Raw genomic sequence first — 13,439 nt, 5'->3', positions numbered from 1 at the left:
CATGGCACTCATCACCGCTGACCGCGTCCGCTTCCCCAATGACCCATGGAAGCTCGTGGAGACGCGCCATGTCCCCGGCAACGCCGGCGCTCTGGAAACGCTCTTTGCCCTCGGCAACGGCCACATGGGCGTCCGCGGTGCCCACTGGGCTCCCGCCGATTCGGAGCTTCCCGGCAGCTTCATCAACGGCTTCCACGAAATCTGGGACATCAAGCACGCTGAAAATGCCTTTGGTTTCGCCCGCACCGGACAGCGCATCCTGTACATCCCGGACGCCAACAACTTCACCGTGATCATCGACGGCGAATCGCTCAGCCTGGCCGAGTCCACGGTGCTGGACTACCGCCGCACCCTCGACTTCGGCTCGGGAATCTATGAATGCCGTGTCGTGTGGCAGTGCCGGTCCGGCGCCACCGTCACCACCGTGGAACGCCGCGCCGTGGGCTTCGAGTCGCGCGGCTGCCTCGGCATCTCGCTGGAGCTCTCCGCGGACCGCGCGGTTTCCGCCGACGTCACATCGTCCGTGGTGAACCGGCAGGACCAGACGGTTGACGACCACTCGGCGCATGACCCCCGCCGCGCCGGCCGGCACGCCGGCCGTGTCCTGCTGCCGGTGAAGCTCGACGGCGGTGACGGCTCGCTTCGTCTCTCGTGGGAAGCCGCGGAGTCCAGGCAGCGGGTGGGAATCGCCGTCGACCACTGGACGTCCGCCGGGCACCAGCCGTTTGACACCCAGGTGGACCAGGACGAGAGCAGCGTCCGGTACGTGCTGGCTGTGGGAGCCGACGAAAGTTTCACGCTGGAAAAGAGCGTCAGCTACGCAGTGGCCGCCAGCACCAGGGAGTTCCTGCCGGGCACGGCGGATGCCCAGGCCGGGGATGACCCGGCGGAGGCCGCCGAGGCAGCCCTCAAAACCGTCCCGGAGGTCTTTGCGGAAAGCGAAGCCCACTACCGAGGCTACTGGGCCACCGCCGACATCAGGCTGGGAGGCCAGCCGGAGCTGCAGCAGGCGATCCGCTGGAACCTTTTCCAGCTCGCCCAGGCCACAGCCCGTGCAGGCGTTGCCGGAATCCCCGCCAAGGGAGTCAGCGGGTCGGGCTATGACGGGCACTACTTCTGGGACCAGGAGGTGTACCTCCTGCCGTACATGACGTACACCAACCCCGACGGTGCCCGCCAGGTGCTCGAGTTCCGGCACGGCATGCTGCCCGAGGCGAAGATCCGGGCCAAAGAGCTCAGCGTGGACGGTGCGCTGTTTCCATGGCGCACCATCAACGGGCTTGAAGCCAGTGCCTATTACGCCGCCGGCACGGCCCAGTTCCACATCGCCGCTGCCATCGCCTTTGCCGCCAACAGGTACGTGTGGGCGAGCGGCGACGCTGAATTCCGCAGCGGCATGGGGGCGGACCTGCTCATCGAAACCGCGCGCATGTGGGCGTCGCTGGGGTTCTTCGGCAAGGACGGCCAGTTCCACATCCACGGGGTGACCGGACCGGACGAGTACACGGCCGTGGTGAACGACAACCTCTACACCAACGTCATGGCGCGGTTTAATCTGCGGGCTGCGGCGGCGCTGGACCATCCGGCGGTTGACGACGCCGAGCGGCAGATGTGGCAGGCGGCGGCGGACCGGATCCAGCTGCCCTTCGACGAGCGTTTCCAGATCTATTCCCAGGACAATGACTTCATGACCCTGGAGGCGTGGGACTGGACGACGCCCCGTTCCAAGTACCCGCTGCTCCTGCACTTCCACCCGCTCGTGATCTACCGCCACCAGGTGCTCAAGCAGGCGGACACCGTGCTGGCAATGTTCCTGCAGTGGCAGGAGTTTTCGGCCGAGGAGAAGCGCCGCGCGTTTGATTTCTACGATCCCATCACCACCGGGGACTCCACTCTTTCGGCCTGTGTCCAGGGCATCATGGCTGCCGAAGTCGGTTACCGGAAGGCAGCCCTGGACCACTTCACCAATGCCGCGTTCATCGACCTGGACGACACCCACGGCAACACGATCGACGGCGTACACATCGCCTCGACGGGCGGCGTGTGGAGTTCGCTGGTGTGCGGCTTCGCCGGACTCCGCGACCAGGGTGCGGTGCCGTATTTCGACCCGCGCCTGCCGGAGGAATGGGACAGCCTGTCGTTCCACCTGAAGATCCAGGGCCGGCTGCTCCTGGTGGACCTCGACCCTGCCGGCATCACCCTCCGTGTCCTGGAGGGGGAGCCGCTGGACGTCGATGTCCGGGGAGGGGCGCACTCTGTGGGTGCGGACCCGGTGCGCGTTGCCCTCGATCCTGTTGAGGTGCCCGAGCCTTCGGTGTTCCCCAGCGGCCCGCCCACGGCAAGCATCCCGGTGGTACGCGCCCGCGCCTGACGGCTAAGGCCTGGCGTCTGCCTCTGCGTCTGCGTCTGCGTCTGCGGGGGCATCGTGGCGCCGGTCCAGCGGGTGGGCTGTCTCGTCCGCCGGCATGTGCGCGGCAACCACTGCCACGATTGCCATCAGGGGGCAGACGCCGCCGGCGAAGAGGAAGATCGCCCAGATCGGGAACACTTCCGCGGCGGGTCCCGCTAGGGCCATGGACACCGGCATCAGGGCCAGGGAAACAAAGAAATCCAGGCTCGAGACCCTGCCCAGCAGGTGCGCCGGAACGCGCCGCTGCAGCAGCGTGCCCCAGATGACCATGCCCACGCTTCCGGTGGCGCCGAAGATGAAAACAGCCAGTGCCAGCACCCAGAAGCTGTCAATGATGCCAACCGCGGCCAGCGGCAAACTTCCCGCGCCCCAGGAAACCATCATCACCGTCAGGTAGCGGCGTGGCAGCCGGAAGGAGGCCGTGACGAGAGAGGCAATGGCGCTGCCCACGCCCATGATGGCCAGCAGGAAGCCGAACATCCGCGAGTCACCGTTGAGCTGGTCCCGGATAACGAACGGCAGCAGCACCTCGATGGGGCCGATAAGGAAAAGAACCGAAATGCATGCCCACAGCAGGGTCCAGAGCAGCCAGGGCGTCCGGACGGTATAGCTGATGCCTTCCCGGAGGTCGCGGAAGAACGAGGATTTCTCCGGTTTCCCTTTGTCCGGGGCGGGCTCAGAGGCCAGCGCGGCGCCGGCTTCCGCTGCGGCGGGACGCAGGAAGTTCAGAATGACAAAGGCCAGCAGATGGCACGCAGCCACGCCCGTTACCGCATGCGACGGCGAAAGAGCAGCAACGATGAGCCCGGCCGCCGCCGGGCCCGCGGCCTGCTGCAGCATAGGACGCATGGTCCCTTCCATCCCGTTCGCCGCCAGCAGGTCTCCGGGCGGCAGGATCCGGGGCAGGATCGCCGAGTAGGCCGGGAAGAAGAACGCGGCTCCCACGCCGAGCACGAAGGCCCCCACCGCGAGGTGCCACAGCTGCAGCCAGCCGGCCAGGGCCAGGCCGCTGACCGTGGCAATCACCGCCAGGTTGGCCCCTTCGACGGCGATGATGAGCAGCCGCTGTGGAAAGCGGTCCGCGGCGATTCCGCCGGCCAGGACGAACGCCACCAGTCCCACACTTCCGGCGGCAGCGACTACGGAGAGTTCGAGCGGCCCGCCGCCGAGCTGGATGACCTGGTACACCATGGCGACGGCCCACATACCTGAACCAAAGATGGAAACAGCCAAGGCGGCAATCAGAACACGGTACTCGCGGTGGACAAAGGGGCGGAGCGCTTTGGGCAATGGCACGGTGCAATCTTAGGCCGGGCAGCTCAACGGGGTAAGCGGTGCTGGGATAGGCTCGGGGCATGGGGAACGGAATGGCCGCAACGGCGCGGCGCAACGTGGCATTGATCGGCGCCAACTATGGCCTGGCACTGCACCCCGTGGACCGGGACGGAGTCCACGTCCCGGGTGAACCGGCGAGTTGCTTTGCGACCTTCTGGGTTGCCGAGTGGTCTAAATGGGGGAGTGGGACGGCACTGCTGGTGGCCACACTCCAAGGGTGGCGCAGCTACGGTCCGGATGAGCTATTCGCCTCAACCCTCGCCAGCGAACTGACGCGGTACTTCCCCGAGGCTGCCCGTTTTCCGCTCAATGCCATCAGCCACACCGAGGATGAGTTTCACGTGCAGCTGAACCTTGAGCAGGGGTTCAAAGCCACAGGCCGCCGTGCCGCACTGGAGATCTACGGCGTGCTGGACCGGCGGCAGTTCGCAGCACCTGATTTCCAGCTCGGGCCTGCCAGCGCCTCGATGAGCAATGTCTACCTGCCGTGCAGAGCAGGCCGGTTGTCCGAGTTCGGCATTGAGTGGCCGGGTGCCCCCACGGTCTATCCGGGTCCGCGGGGTCCCTCCTCATCGGCATATCTTGCCGTGGCAGAATCCTGGACGGTCTAGGGCGACCGGAGAAATCATCAGCAGGGTGACTAATGTTAATGCAGGCAGCAGCTGGACGGCTGACTGCGGACCGAGGCAGAGGGGAAGACGGCAATGCGAAGCAACCCGGCAATGAAGATGGCCCAGGAGGCCGCCCAGAAGGCGGTGTTCGATTCGGAAGGCAAGCCCAAACCCGGGGTCCATAATTTCCTCCTCCGGGCCATCGAGGTGCAGCGTCCGCTGGTCCTTGGGAACCTGAAGCGGCTGCAGCGGCAGCATCCCAGGGCTACGGCGGCCCAGCTGGCTGACATCCTGGAGCGTGATTACCTGAGGGCCGTTACCGGCGGAGGAGCGGCGGTGGGTGCCACGGCGCTGGTCCCCGGGATAGGCACCATCGCGTCCCTGGGCCTGTCCGCGGCAGCCACGGTCGGTTTCCTGTCAGCGACGGCGCTGTACGCGGCGTCACTCGCGGAGCTGCACGGGATCCGCATGGTGGATCCAAACAAAGCCAAGACTCTGGTGATGGCCATCATGCTCGGCGAGGAAGGCACTTCGCTCCTCGGATCCCTGACCGGACAGGCAATGGCACAGGGAGCCAGGGGAGGCCAGTCACTCGGCGACATCATTGGCCGCAGCGGTTCAGCCTCCGGCTTCATCCGAAGCCGCATCCAAAAGGCGTTCCTGAAGAGCCTGCTGCGGCGGCAGGGCTCGATGCTCCTGGGCCGCGCCCTGCCCTTCGGCGTGGGCGCGGTGGTCGGCGGGGCCGGCAACCTCGCCATGGGCAAGGTGGTGGTGGCCAACGCCAAGGAGGCGTTCGGGTCGATGCCGGACACCATCCCCGGAGAGGTAGCGGCGGGATCAGAGGCTTCGCTGGAAGGCGGCACCGGTGGATCTGAACGCTGATCTCGGCGAATCCTTCGGCTCGTGGAACATGGGTGACGATGCCGCCATGTTCCAGCTCGTCACCAGCGCCAATGTGGCGTGCGGCTTCCACGCAGGGGACCCCGTCACCATGTTGGACAGTTGCCGGGCAGCCTTCGAACTAGACGTCACCGTGGGCGCCCACGTCGGCTACCGCGACCTTGCGGGATTTGGGCGGCGCTTCCTCGACATGTCCTTTGACGAGCTGTTCGGCGACGTCCTGTACCAGCTGGGCGCCCTGGACGGAGTAGCGCACGCTGTAGGTGCCTCGGTGGACTACGTGAAACCACACGGTGCGCTCTACAACCGGATTTTCCACGACGCCGAGCAGGCAGCTGCCGTGGTTGCCGCGATCCACGCCTACGACGAGGGCCTGCCGGTTCTCGGCCTGCCGGGCTCCGAGCTGGTGAAACAGGCCGAGGAAGCGGGTCACCCCGTCTTCCGTGAAGCCTTCGTTGACCGGGCCTATCTGCCGGACGGCACATTGGTGCCGCGCTCCCGGGAAGGAGCCGTCCTGCACGACGTCGGTCCCATCGTTGAGCGCGCCGTCCGCCTGGCACTGAAAGGCGAGGTAGTGGCCGTGGACGGCACAGTGGTCCGGGTTGAACCGGACTCGCTGTGCATTCACGGCGACACCGCTGGCGCGGTGGGCATGGCTGCCGCCGTCCGCGCCGGCCTTGAGGAGGCCGGCGTGGAGCTTCAGCCCTTCGCTTGACCGGCGGGAACAAGCCCCGGTAGAGGGCCTGGTCCCGCTGCCCTGGACTAGCCCTGCTACCGGGGCTTGAGCCCGGACTCCAGCCGCTGCTCGAGCAGCCGGGCCACCTCCGGGACCCCTGCCTGCTGCGGAAGGTCCTGGCGCTCCACCGGGCCGATGGCGCCCGGCTTTGAGGGCGTGTACAGCCAGCTGGTAAAGAAGGCCGTTAGGTCCTGGCCCGACAACCGCTCGGAAAGTTCGATGAAGTCGGCGGTAGACACATTGCCTCCCGCATTGGACCCTGTCCATTCCCTGATGGTCGCGAAAAAGACCTCGTCCCCTACGAGCGTGCGAAGCGCGTGCAGCGTCATGGCGCCGCGCACGTAGACGGCGATGTCGAAGAGGGCGCCGGCTCCCGGGTCCCCGATGGTTACTTTCCAGAAAGGGTCCCCAGCGGGAATGACATTGGCGTAGAAGTCGAAGATCTGCTGCGGTGTTTCCCGCCCTTCATGCTCGTTCCACAGCCACTCCATGTACACCGCGAAGCCCTCATTCAGCCAGATGTCGCGCCAGCGTTCCACTGCAAGGTCGTCTCCGACCCACTGGTGTGCCAGTTCATGGACCACGACCGAGTCGCCGGCCTGCTCGTCAACAAAGAAGTACTTTGAGTAAATGGGCCGGGTCTGGTTCTCGAGCGCGAATCCGAGGTTTGCGAGGTCATCCACAATCCCGCCGGCAGCCTTGAACGGATACGGTCCGAAGTATCCCGCGAGGAAGTCGATAATTTCCGGCTGCCTCTCGAAGGAGGCCTCGACCCGGTCGCCAAGTGACGGAGGACCGTCCACACCGGCAGTCCATCCCGCTTGGCTTGGCGGGCTCCCTTCAGGTGGCCCCGAAGCATGCCAGCCATCAAGGGTGTTTCCGTCCTCTTCGAAGGATGTGCTGCCTTCCCCGGTGGAGACCGTGATGTCATCGACGGATACGCCGTCGAAGCGCCCCACGCCGTCACTCACGTAAGTTATGGCAATCTCCACGTCCTTCCCCGCGAAGCGGCTGAGATTCACGCCCCACGATTCCCAGCCGGCACTCGGCCCGGTGGCGGCCCACCAGTGTCCGGTGCTGCCGGTTGGCCTGCACGTCCCGTTGCCCGCGTCAGTCAGGTAATGCGCCAGGAAGGGGTGTACCCCCAGCAGGTCAGTGCAGGCAGGCCCCGGATTGCCGCTGGTGTGCCCCGTATCGTCCTTCAGGGTTGTCCAGCTGCCCGAGCCTGCGGGGCGTGCTTCCACGAAGGTGAAGTCGAAGTTGGTCTCGATGTTCCGTTGGAGCCAGAAGGAAAGGGCGGCACCTTCCTTCGGGACGCTGATTGTCCTCTCGAGCCGGGTGTAGGAGTTCAGGCTGTTGTGGGACCAGGCGAAGTTCTTACCTGATTTTGCCTGCACCACCGGGGTAAAGAGGTCGGGGTCGAGAGCGTCGACGTAGCTGATCCCATTCTTTTTGTACTTGTTCAGTTCGAACTGGCCCACACTCGCCGTGGCCAGATAGGTGGCCATCGGTTCGTCTGCCCGCCACGTCCAGGTGGCCTTCCCGTCCTCTGAGCCGTGTTTCACGAGCACCCCGTTCGCAAGGACCTCGAGGCCCTCCGGCACGGTGATCCGGAACGTGAATGCAGCCTTGTCCAGCGGGTGGTCATTCGCGGGGAACCAGGTGGCGGCGACGTGCGGCTGCCCGATCACCAGCGAGCCGTCGTCTGTATGGAAGAAGCCCGACGGCCCGAATTGGTCGCTCAGAAGGCGTGGCACGCCGTCGTACTTCACCTTCGTCTCGAAGTCCGCTCCATTTCTGATGCCGTCCTCCGGCGTTACCGTGAGCTCCTTGCCACTGCGGATGTAGGAAGCCTCCTCGCCGTCGACGGTGACGGAACGTACGTTCAGGCCGTCCAGGTCCAGGTTGAAGGACGAAAGATTGTGGGTTGCCCGGGCACGGATGGTGGCAGTGCCGGCCAGGACATCGGTTGCCGGGTCATAACTGAGGTCCAGCAGGTAGCGCGCCACGTTGTAGCCGCCGTTGCCGTCGAGCGGATAGTACGGATCGCCCAGGCCCGGGGCGCCGGGCTGGTAGTTATCTCCTGCCGCGGCCGAATTCACGGGGCTGGCGGTCGTGGCAGGAGCAGAGAGGGCGGCAACCGCAAGCAGGCAGACAAGCAAAAGGCCGGTGCGTGGGATCGCCCGGCCCAGGCGGACCTGCCGGCCCGCCGCAGAGGTGAAGGGTAAGGAATCCATAGCTCCTCATTCGGGAACTTCTCGCAGGACATACGGTGCCGGCACCGGACGTGCCAGTGCCGGTGATCGCCGGCTCGAGGCCGGGGCGGACGGTAGGCTAAAAATGCGCCTGCCGGCGGGCCCTGTCAAGGGAAAAATACTGCCAAGGGAAAACTACCGGCAGTATTCCGGGGCGGTATTCGAGCGCAACCCGAAGGAGACTACTGCGCAGCCCCGGGTGCCAAATCGGGTATCAGCCGAAAACCAGATGCGCCACAGTGAAGATCGCCAGGCCGGCCATCGACCCCACTACGGTGCCGTTGATCCGGATGAACTGAAGGTCCTTGCCCACCTGCAGTTCGATCTTCCGGGAGGTTTCTTCGGCATCCCAGCGGGCTACGGTGTCGGTGATGACGCCGGCAATATCTGAGCGGTACGTCCGGACGAGATAGCCCGCGGCGTCGCCGATCCAGGTGTTGACCTTGCCCGCCAGCTCTTCGTCGTTGACGAGCCGCGCGCCGAAATCGCGCACGGCTGCCTTGAACCTCACGGTCAGTTCGCTGTTGGGGTCGTCGACGGCTGTCAGCAGCGCATTCTTGATGGTCGCCCAGGTCCGCGAGGCGAGTTCGCGGACTTCGGGGTCGCCCAGGACCTGGGCCTTGATGCCTTCTGCGCGGGCAATCATCGCGGGATCGTACTGCAGATCGTGGGCAAGGTCTGTGAGGTACTTGTCGATCGACTGGCGCACCTGGTGGTTCGGATCTGCCTGGACTGCCCTCGTGAACCTGAGGATTTCCAGGTAGACCTTGTCTCCTACGAGGCCGTCCACGATTCTGGGCACCCACTGCGGAGAGCGGTCCGTAACCAGCCGGCTGACCGTCTCATGATTGGCCGCCACCCAGTCGGCGGCGCGGTCCACCAGAAGGTCAACGAGCTTGTGGTGGTGGCCTTCGGCGAAGATACGTTCGGCCATCCGGCCCACGGGCGGTCCCCACGGGGGAGCCAGCAGATGCCGGCGGACCATGCCCTCGATCACCGCCTGGACGTCGTCGTCATTGAGGACCTTGAAGGCGCCGCGGATGGCGGCCCCGCCCTCCTTCGCCACGCGCTCGGCGCCGCCCGGGGCGGACAGCCACTGGCCCACCTTGCCGGAGATGTTGATGCTGGCCAGCTTGTCCTGCACCACCTGCTCGGAGAGGAAGTTGGTCTCAACGAACTCTCCGAGGGACGCCCCGATCTGGTCCTTGCGGCGGGGAATGATGGCGGTGTGCGGGATTTTCACGCCCATGGGGTACTTGAACAGGGCTGTCACTGCGAACCAGTCAGCAAGTGCACCTACCATCCCGCCTTCTGCCGCAGCCCGGACGTATTCCATCCAGGGGTACTGCCTTTGCAGGGCAAAGGCGATGGTGAACACAACAGCCATGGCGATCAGCAGGGAGAGCGCCAGGAGCTTCATTTTCCGCAGCGCAGCGGCCTTCTCAGCGTCACCGTCGCTGAGCTGGTTTGGTGCGGCGGCTGGCCGCGTCTGGCGGGGCGGGCCGGCTTGGGGAGCGGCGGGCTTGGTGGTTGTCTCAGAGTTCACCTGCATGTGCCCAGCCTAGTCCCGCTTTCACCGGTGCCGTCGGCTAACGTGTCAGCATGACCTCCGACGAGTCCGCTGCAGCCCGCCCCTTGGTGTATGCCCACCGGGGCGCCAGCGCGGATTTCGCGGAGCACACCAGGGCGGCCTATCTTCGGGCGCTAGCCGACGGGGCTGACGGTGTGGAGTGCGATGTGCAGCTGAGCCGGGACCAGCATGTAGTGCTGCTGCACGACGCCAACCTCGACCGCACCTCCGACGGTACAGGTCCCGTGGCCGAGCGGACCCTCAAGGAGTTGCGCCAGCTCGATTTCTCGTCATGGAAGGGCGTCCGGATTCCGGAAGCCTACGGGCCGCGCTCCGACCAGTTTCTGACCCTGCCCGATCTGCTGAATCTGCTCCGCGGCGCAGGACGGGACATCGGCTTGGCCATCGAACTGAAACACCCCAGCCCCTACCAGCTCAAACTCGAAGACCGGGTGCTGGATGTCCTCCGGGCGGAGGGATGGAACCCGCGGACGTCCCGGCTGGACAACATCAGTGTCACTTTCATGAGCTTCAGCCCCGACGCCGTGCGGCACCTGCGTAAATTCGTCCCCGGTGAGTTCATCTGTCAGCTTGTGGACGACATCAATGTGGTGGGAATCCGCCGGGAACTCGGCCTTGGTCCGCTGACCGGCGGGGCGGTGGCCAACGTCATGAAGGCTGCCCAGCTTGAGGGCGAGCGGATCCTCAACGCCTGCGAAGTGGGCATGGCGGGGCCCGGCATCACCTATCTGAGAGAACACGCCGGCACAGTCAGCCGCTGGCTGGGTTCCGGCCGCAGGTTCAGGGTGTGGACGGTGGACACGGCGGAGGACGTGGCGTTGTGCCTGGGGCTGGGAATCCAGGAAATCACCACCAACCGGCCGGCGCAGGTGTTGGCCCAGCTGCAGCCTGTATAGCCTCCGCGAACAGCTGTGGTTGAGTGGTGCCATGCCCCTCACGTTTCCTTCCCACCTCCTGCAGTTCCCGGCGGTGCGGGTGGGCCTGTCCATCAGCGTGGCCACCGGACTGTACGGCGTTTCCTTTGGCGCCCTCGCCGTGACATCCGGCCTGGACTTTTGGCAGACCATGGCACTGAGCCTGCTGCTTTTCAGCGGCGGCTCGCAGTTCGCCTTCATCGGCGTGATCGCAGGAGGAGGATCGGGACTTGCCGCGATGGGGGCCGCGACTCTGCTGGGGATGCGCAACGGAATCTACGGCATGCAGCTGAATGTGCTGCTGCATCCGAAAGGCTGGCGGAAGTACGCCGCCGCACAGTTGACCATTGACGAATCCACCGCGACGAGCACGGGGCAGTCGGACCCTGCGGAACAGCAGCGCGGATTCTGGACCGCGGGGCTCGGCATCTTTATCCTGTGGAACGTTTTTACGGCGGTGGGAGCGCTGGCGGGAAGCGCCCTGGGCGATCCTAAGCAGTGGGGCCTCGACGGCGCGGCCGTGGCAGCGTTCCTGGCCCTGCTGTGGCCAAGGCTCAAGGGCAAAGAGCCGGTGGCCATTGCCATTGTGTGCGCCCTTGCCACCGTACTGGCGGTACCGTTCGTTCCGGCGGGTGTGCCGATCCTCGTCGCTGCGGCTGTTGCGGCTCTCATCGGCTGGTTCAGCCACGGGCCCAGGGATGAAGGGCTGGAGCCTGACATCGATCCGTACGATGAGCGCAGGCAGCACGGCTCCCATCCGGGCGGCGGAAGTTCAGCAGGTGATGCCGTATGAGTCTCTGGATGTGGTTGCTGCTGTCCTGCCTGCTTGCCTACGCGTGGAAGCTCGTGGGCTACCTCGTACCGGCCACGCTGCTGAAAAACCCAAGGACATCACGCATAGCCGGAACAATGACCATCGGACTGCTTGCCTCCCTGACAGTTGTCAACGCCGCAGCGTCGGGCCAGGCGCTCCTTCTGGATGCCCGACTCGGAGCGCTCGCGGCGGCCGCCGTCGCCCTGCTGTTCCGTGCTCCCTTCCTGGTGGTTGTCCTGGCGGGCGCTGGAACCGCGGCCCTGCTCCGGCTGGCGGGCTGGAACTGACCCCGCATTGACGTGCGGCGCAGGGTGTGAATGAGTAGAACGTGAGATGGCTCGCCACCGCCGATCGGACTTGCTGCCGCTGATCGAGCTTGTAGAGATCAAGGTGCGGTCTTGTTGAACGCGGTGTTGTCGGAAAACAGAGAGGGTGCACTCGAAGTGAATGACAAACCAGCCGCGGAGGAATCAGGACCGCCCAAAAAGTCTTCAAGGGATACAGCTTCACGCGATGCCGCGACAGGGGAGACCCAAGAGAGAACAGGAACTCCCTACATTGAGGGCGGCGGATCGCAAGCCACGAGGGAGCTTCGCGACACATCCCGCCGCCGCCGGGAAGCCGAGGAGAAGCTGCAGCAGCACCTCATGGAAGCGAAGGAGCACGCCCAGGAAGCAGAGCATGCCCACGACTCGAAGCATTCGGCACACGCGGAGGAAGAGTCCGGCAAGGCAAAGGGACGCTCTGGCAAGGCGAAGGAGCATTCTGAAAAAACGGAGACCGAGGAATAGAGACCGAGAGCGGCAGGGCCGCAGCCGCGCGGTGTATCAGCGGCATCCGGCGTTCAACGCATCCGGCGGTCAGGCCGCCCCATAGGCGTCCGGCGAGGACGGTGCCGTGCGCCTGGCCAGTTCCTCGGTGGCGAGGTCATACCAGTCCTGGGCTCCGAACACAGGCTTGGGAGTATCCAGGTTTCGGTAGAGCGCGTCCACGATAATTCCCAGCTCATCCGTTGTGGCCGCAGTGAGGGTCTCTTCCGGATCACCGGAACTTTTCATGAAGTGTGCGAGCTGGGAGCGGTTCATGCTAACCCAACCGGCCGGACTTATTCACACGTGAAAGTGCCATGGTTCGCTCCGTGCAATGGAAATTTACCCGAGGCTGGCTGCCTAACCACTGGTCTGCCCAGCTTACTGTGGAGTTCAGTTCAGCGGAATATCCCGCGCTGGCACGAACTTTGCTGGTCGAACTGCATTCCTGGCATCGGCACCTGCGGCGGCAGCGACCGCTCCGGCCGCTCGGAACGGATGGCGTCCTCAACGAGAGCAGCCGGCCGGCGCCAGGCATCGGAGCCCGGCTCCATCGTGTCCACCACCCCAATCAGCATGGCAAGCAGCCGCACCATATCCGTCAGTGAGATATCTGTGCGCAGCGTGCCCTGCCCTTGGCCCCGGCCAAGGAGGATGCCTACGGATTCGATCAGGCTGCCGGTGATCCCGGTCAGGAGATCACGGCGTCCGGCCACGGCGCCAAGGAGGTTGGCATTATCGCTCGCCGCCGCCATCACGGAATCGATCACGCGGAAAAGGCCGTCGGCGGCGTCCTGGCTGGCCAGGGCGATGTCGATGACCGGGTCGACGGTCAGTCGGAGCTGGCGGTTCAGCGCAGCCAGAACCAGCTGCTCCTTGTCCGAGAAGTTGCGGAAAAGCGTTGCGGGGCCCACTCCTGCAGTGGCGGCAATGGTCTGCAGGGGAACATCCGGGCCATATTCCCTGAAGCACTCGCGGGCGGCATTGATGATCTTGTCCACGTTGCGCGCAGCGTCGGCACGAAGGGGCTTGCGCTCTACTGCGAGGTTCATGCCTACAGGTTA

General features: G+C 65.3%; 13 protein-coding genes. 8 read left to right on the top strand and 5 right to left on the bottom strand.

The features are described from left to right. Position 1: 1 nt before the first annotated feature. Positions 2 to 2,371, top strand: coding sequence for a glycoside hydrolase family 65 protein (locus ACIP9X_RS01585; RefSeq protein ID WP_400477960.1), 2,370 nt, complete (start codon positions 2 to 4; stop codon positions 2,369 to 2,371). Positions 2,372 to 2,374: 3 nt separating this feature from the next. Here ACIP9X_RS01585 and ACIP9X_RS01580 read toward each other — a convergent pair whose 3' ends face one another. After that, positions 2,375 to 3,706, bottom strand: a complete 1,332-nt coding sequence (locus ACIP9X_RS01580) for an MFS transporter (RefSeq protein ID WP_400477959.1) — start codon at positions 3,704 to 3,706, stop codon at positions 2,375 to 2,377. Between the two features lie 59 nt (positions 3,707 to 3,765). On the opposite strand from ACIP9X_RS01580, the gene ACIP9X_RS01575 reads away from it, so the two are divergent. From ACIP9X_RS01575 to ACIP9X_RS01565, 3 genes are all read left to right on the top strand, one after another. Then, on the top strand, positions 3,766 to 4,356 hold the full coding sequence (locus ACIP9X_RS01575) for a hypothetical protein (RefSeq protein ID WP_400477958.1): 591 nt from the start codon (positions 3,766 to 3,768) through the stop codon (positions 4,354 to 4,356). A gap of 111 nt (positions 4,357 to 4,467) precedes the next feature. Next, positions 4,468 to 5,238, top strand: coding sequence for a hypothetical protein (locus ACIP9X_RS01570; RefSeq protein ID WP_400477957.1), 771 nt, complete (start codon positions 4,468 to 4,470; stop codon positions 5,236 to 5,238). Further along, on the top strand, positions 5,222 to 5,971 hold the full coding sequence (locus tag ACIP9X_RS01565) for a LamB/YcsF family protein (RefSeq protein ID WP_400477956.1): 750 nt from the start codon (positions 5,222 to 5,224) through the stop codon (positions 5,969 to 5,971). Before ACIP9X_RS01570 ends, ACIP9X_RS01565 begins: the two co-directional genes overlap by 17 nt. A gap of 56 nt (positions 5,972 to 6,027) precedes the next feature. Here the strand turns inward: ACIP9X_RS01565 and ACIP9X_RS01560 are convergent, their stop codons facing one another. Both ACIP9X_RS01560 and ACIP9X_RS01555 read right to left on the bottom strand, forming a co-directional pair. After that, positions 6,028 to 8,229, bottom strand: coding sequence for a M1 family aminopeptidase (locus ACIP9X_RS01560; RefSeq protein ID WP_400477955.1), 2,202 nt, complete (start codon positions 8,227 to 8,229; stop codon positions 6,028 to 6,030). A gap of 232 nt (positions 8,230 to 8,461) precedes the next feature. Then, positions 8,462 to 9,799, bottom strand: coding sequence for a DUF445 domain-containing protein (locus ACIP9X_RS01555; protein ID WP_400477954.1), 1,338 nt, complete (start codon positions 9,797 to 9,799; stop codon positions 8,462 to 8,464). A 50-nt stretch (positions 9,800 to 9,849) separates the two neighbouring features. On the opposite strand from ACIP9X_RS01555, the gene ACIP9X_RS01550 reads away from it, so the two are divergent. The 4 genes from ACIP9X_RS01550 (at position 9,850) to ACIP9X_RS01535 (ending at position 12,357) form a co-directional block, all read left to right on the top strand. Beyond that, on the top strand, positions 9,850 to 10,734 hold the full coding sequence (locus ACIP9X_RS01550) for a glycerophosphodiester phosphodiesterase (RefSeq protein ID WP_400477953.1): 885 nt from the start codon (positions 9,850 to 9,852) through the stop codon (positions 10,732 to 10,734). A 31-nt stretch (positions 10,735 to 10,765) separates the two neighbouring features. After that, positions 10,766 to 11,545 (top strand): AzlC family ABC transporter permease, encoded by a 780-nt coding sequence (locus ACIP9X_RS01545; protein WP_400477952.1) that lies wholly within the window; start codon positions 10,766 to 10,768, stop codon positions 11,543 to 11,545. Further along, positions 11,542 to 11,853, top strand: coding sequence for an AzlD domain-containing protein (locus ACIP9X_RS01540; RefSeq protein WP_400477951.1), 312 nt, complete (start codon positions 11,542 to 11,544; stop codon positions 11,851 to 11,853). The genes ACIP9X_RS01545 and ACIP9X_RS01540 overlap by 4 nt, the downstream gene beginning before the upstream one ends. A 156-nt stretch (positions 11,854 to 12,009) precedes the next feature. Continuing rightward, positions 12,010 to 12,357: a hypothetical protein gene (locus tag ACIP9X_RS01535; protein WP_400477950.1), complete on the top strand. Its 348-nt coding sequence runs from the start codon at positions 12,010 to 12,012 to the stop codon at positions 12,355 to 12,357. 69 nt (positions 12,358 to 12,426) lie between these two features. On the opposite strand, the gene ACIP9X_RS01530 is transcribed toward ACIP9X_RS01535, so the two are convergent. Both ACIP9X_RS01530 and ACIP9X_RS01525 read right to left on the bottom strand, forming a co-directional pair. Beyond that, positions 12,427 to 12,651, bottom strand: a complete 225-nt coding sequence (locus ACIP9X_RS01530) for a hypothetical protein (protein WP_400477949.1) — start codon at positions 12,649 to 12,651, stop codon at positions 12,427 to 12,429. A 122-nt stretch (positions 12,652 to 12,773) separates the two neighbouring features. Next, entirely contained in the window at positions 12,774 to 13,427 is a 654-nt protein-coding gene (locus tag ACIP9X_RS01525) for a TetR/AcrR family transcriptional regulator (RefSeq protein ID WP_400477948.1), read from the bottom strand. Positions 13,428 to 13,439 lie beyond the last annotated feature (12 nt).

Source organism: Arthrobacter sp. NPDC093125 (genome assembly GCF_044754225.1).
In the GTDB taxonomy this organism is placed as follows: domain Bacteria; phylum Actinomycetota; class Actinomycetes; order Actinomycetales; family Micrococcaceae; genus Arthrobacter.
This window is presented reverse-complemented; position numbering and strand designations above follow the sequence as displayed.

Bases quoted from the DNA above. Each gene is read 5' to 3' on its own strand.
- ACIP9X_RS01560 (WP_400477955.1), bottom strand. From the start codon at position 8,229: ATGGATTCCTTACCCTTCACCTCTGCGGCGGGCCGGCAGGTCCGCCTG.
- ACIP9X_RS01555 (WP_400477954.1), bottom strand. From the start codon at position 9,799: ATGCAGGTGAACTCTGAGACAACCACCAAGCCCGCCGCTCCCCAAGCC.
- ACIP9X_RS01540 (WP_400477951.1), top strand. From the start codon at position 11,542: ATGAGTCTCTGGATGTGGTTGCTGCTGTCCTGCCTGCTTGCCTACGCG.
- ACIP9X_RS01525 (WP_400477948.1), bottom strand. From the start codon at position 13,427: ATGAACCTCGCAGTAGAGCGCAAGCCCCTTCGTGCCGACGCTGCGCGC.
- ACIP9X_RS01550 (WP_400477953.1), top strand. From the start codon at position 9,850: ATGACCTCCGACGAGTCCGCTGCAGCCCGCCCCTTGGTGTATGCCCAC.
- ACIP9X_RS01530 (WP_400477949.1), bottom strand. From the start codon at position 12,651: ATGAACCGCTCCCAGCTCGCACACTTCATGAAAAGTTCCGGTGATCCG.
- ACIP9X_RS01585 (WP_400477960.1), top strand. From the start codon at position 2: ATGGCACTCATCACCGCTGACCGCGTCCGCTTCCCCAATGACCCATGG.
- ACIP9X_RS01575 (WP_400477958.1), top strand. From the start codon at position 3,766: ATGGGGAACGGAATGGCCGCAACGGCGCGGCGCAACGTGGCATTGATC.
- ACIP9X_RS01570 (WP_400477957.1), top strand. From the start codon at position 4,468: ATGAAGATGGCCCAGGAGGCCGCCCAGAAGGCGGTGTTCGATTCGGAA.
- ACIP9X_RS01545 (WP_400477952.1), top strand. From the start codon at position 10,766: ATGCCCCTCACGTTTCCTTCCCACCTCCTGCAGTTCCCGGCGGTGCGG.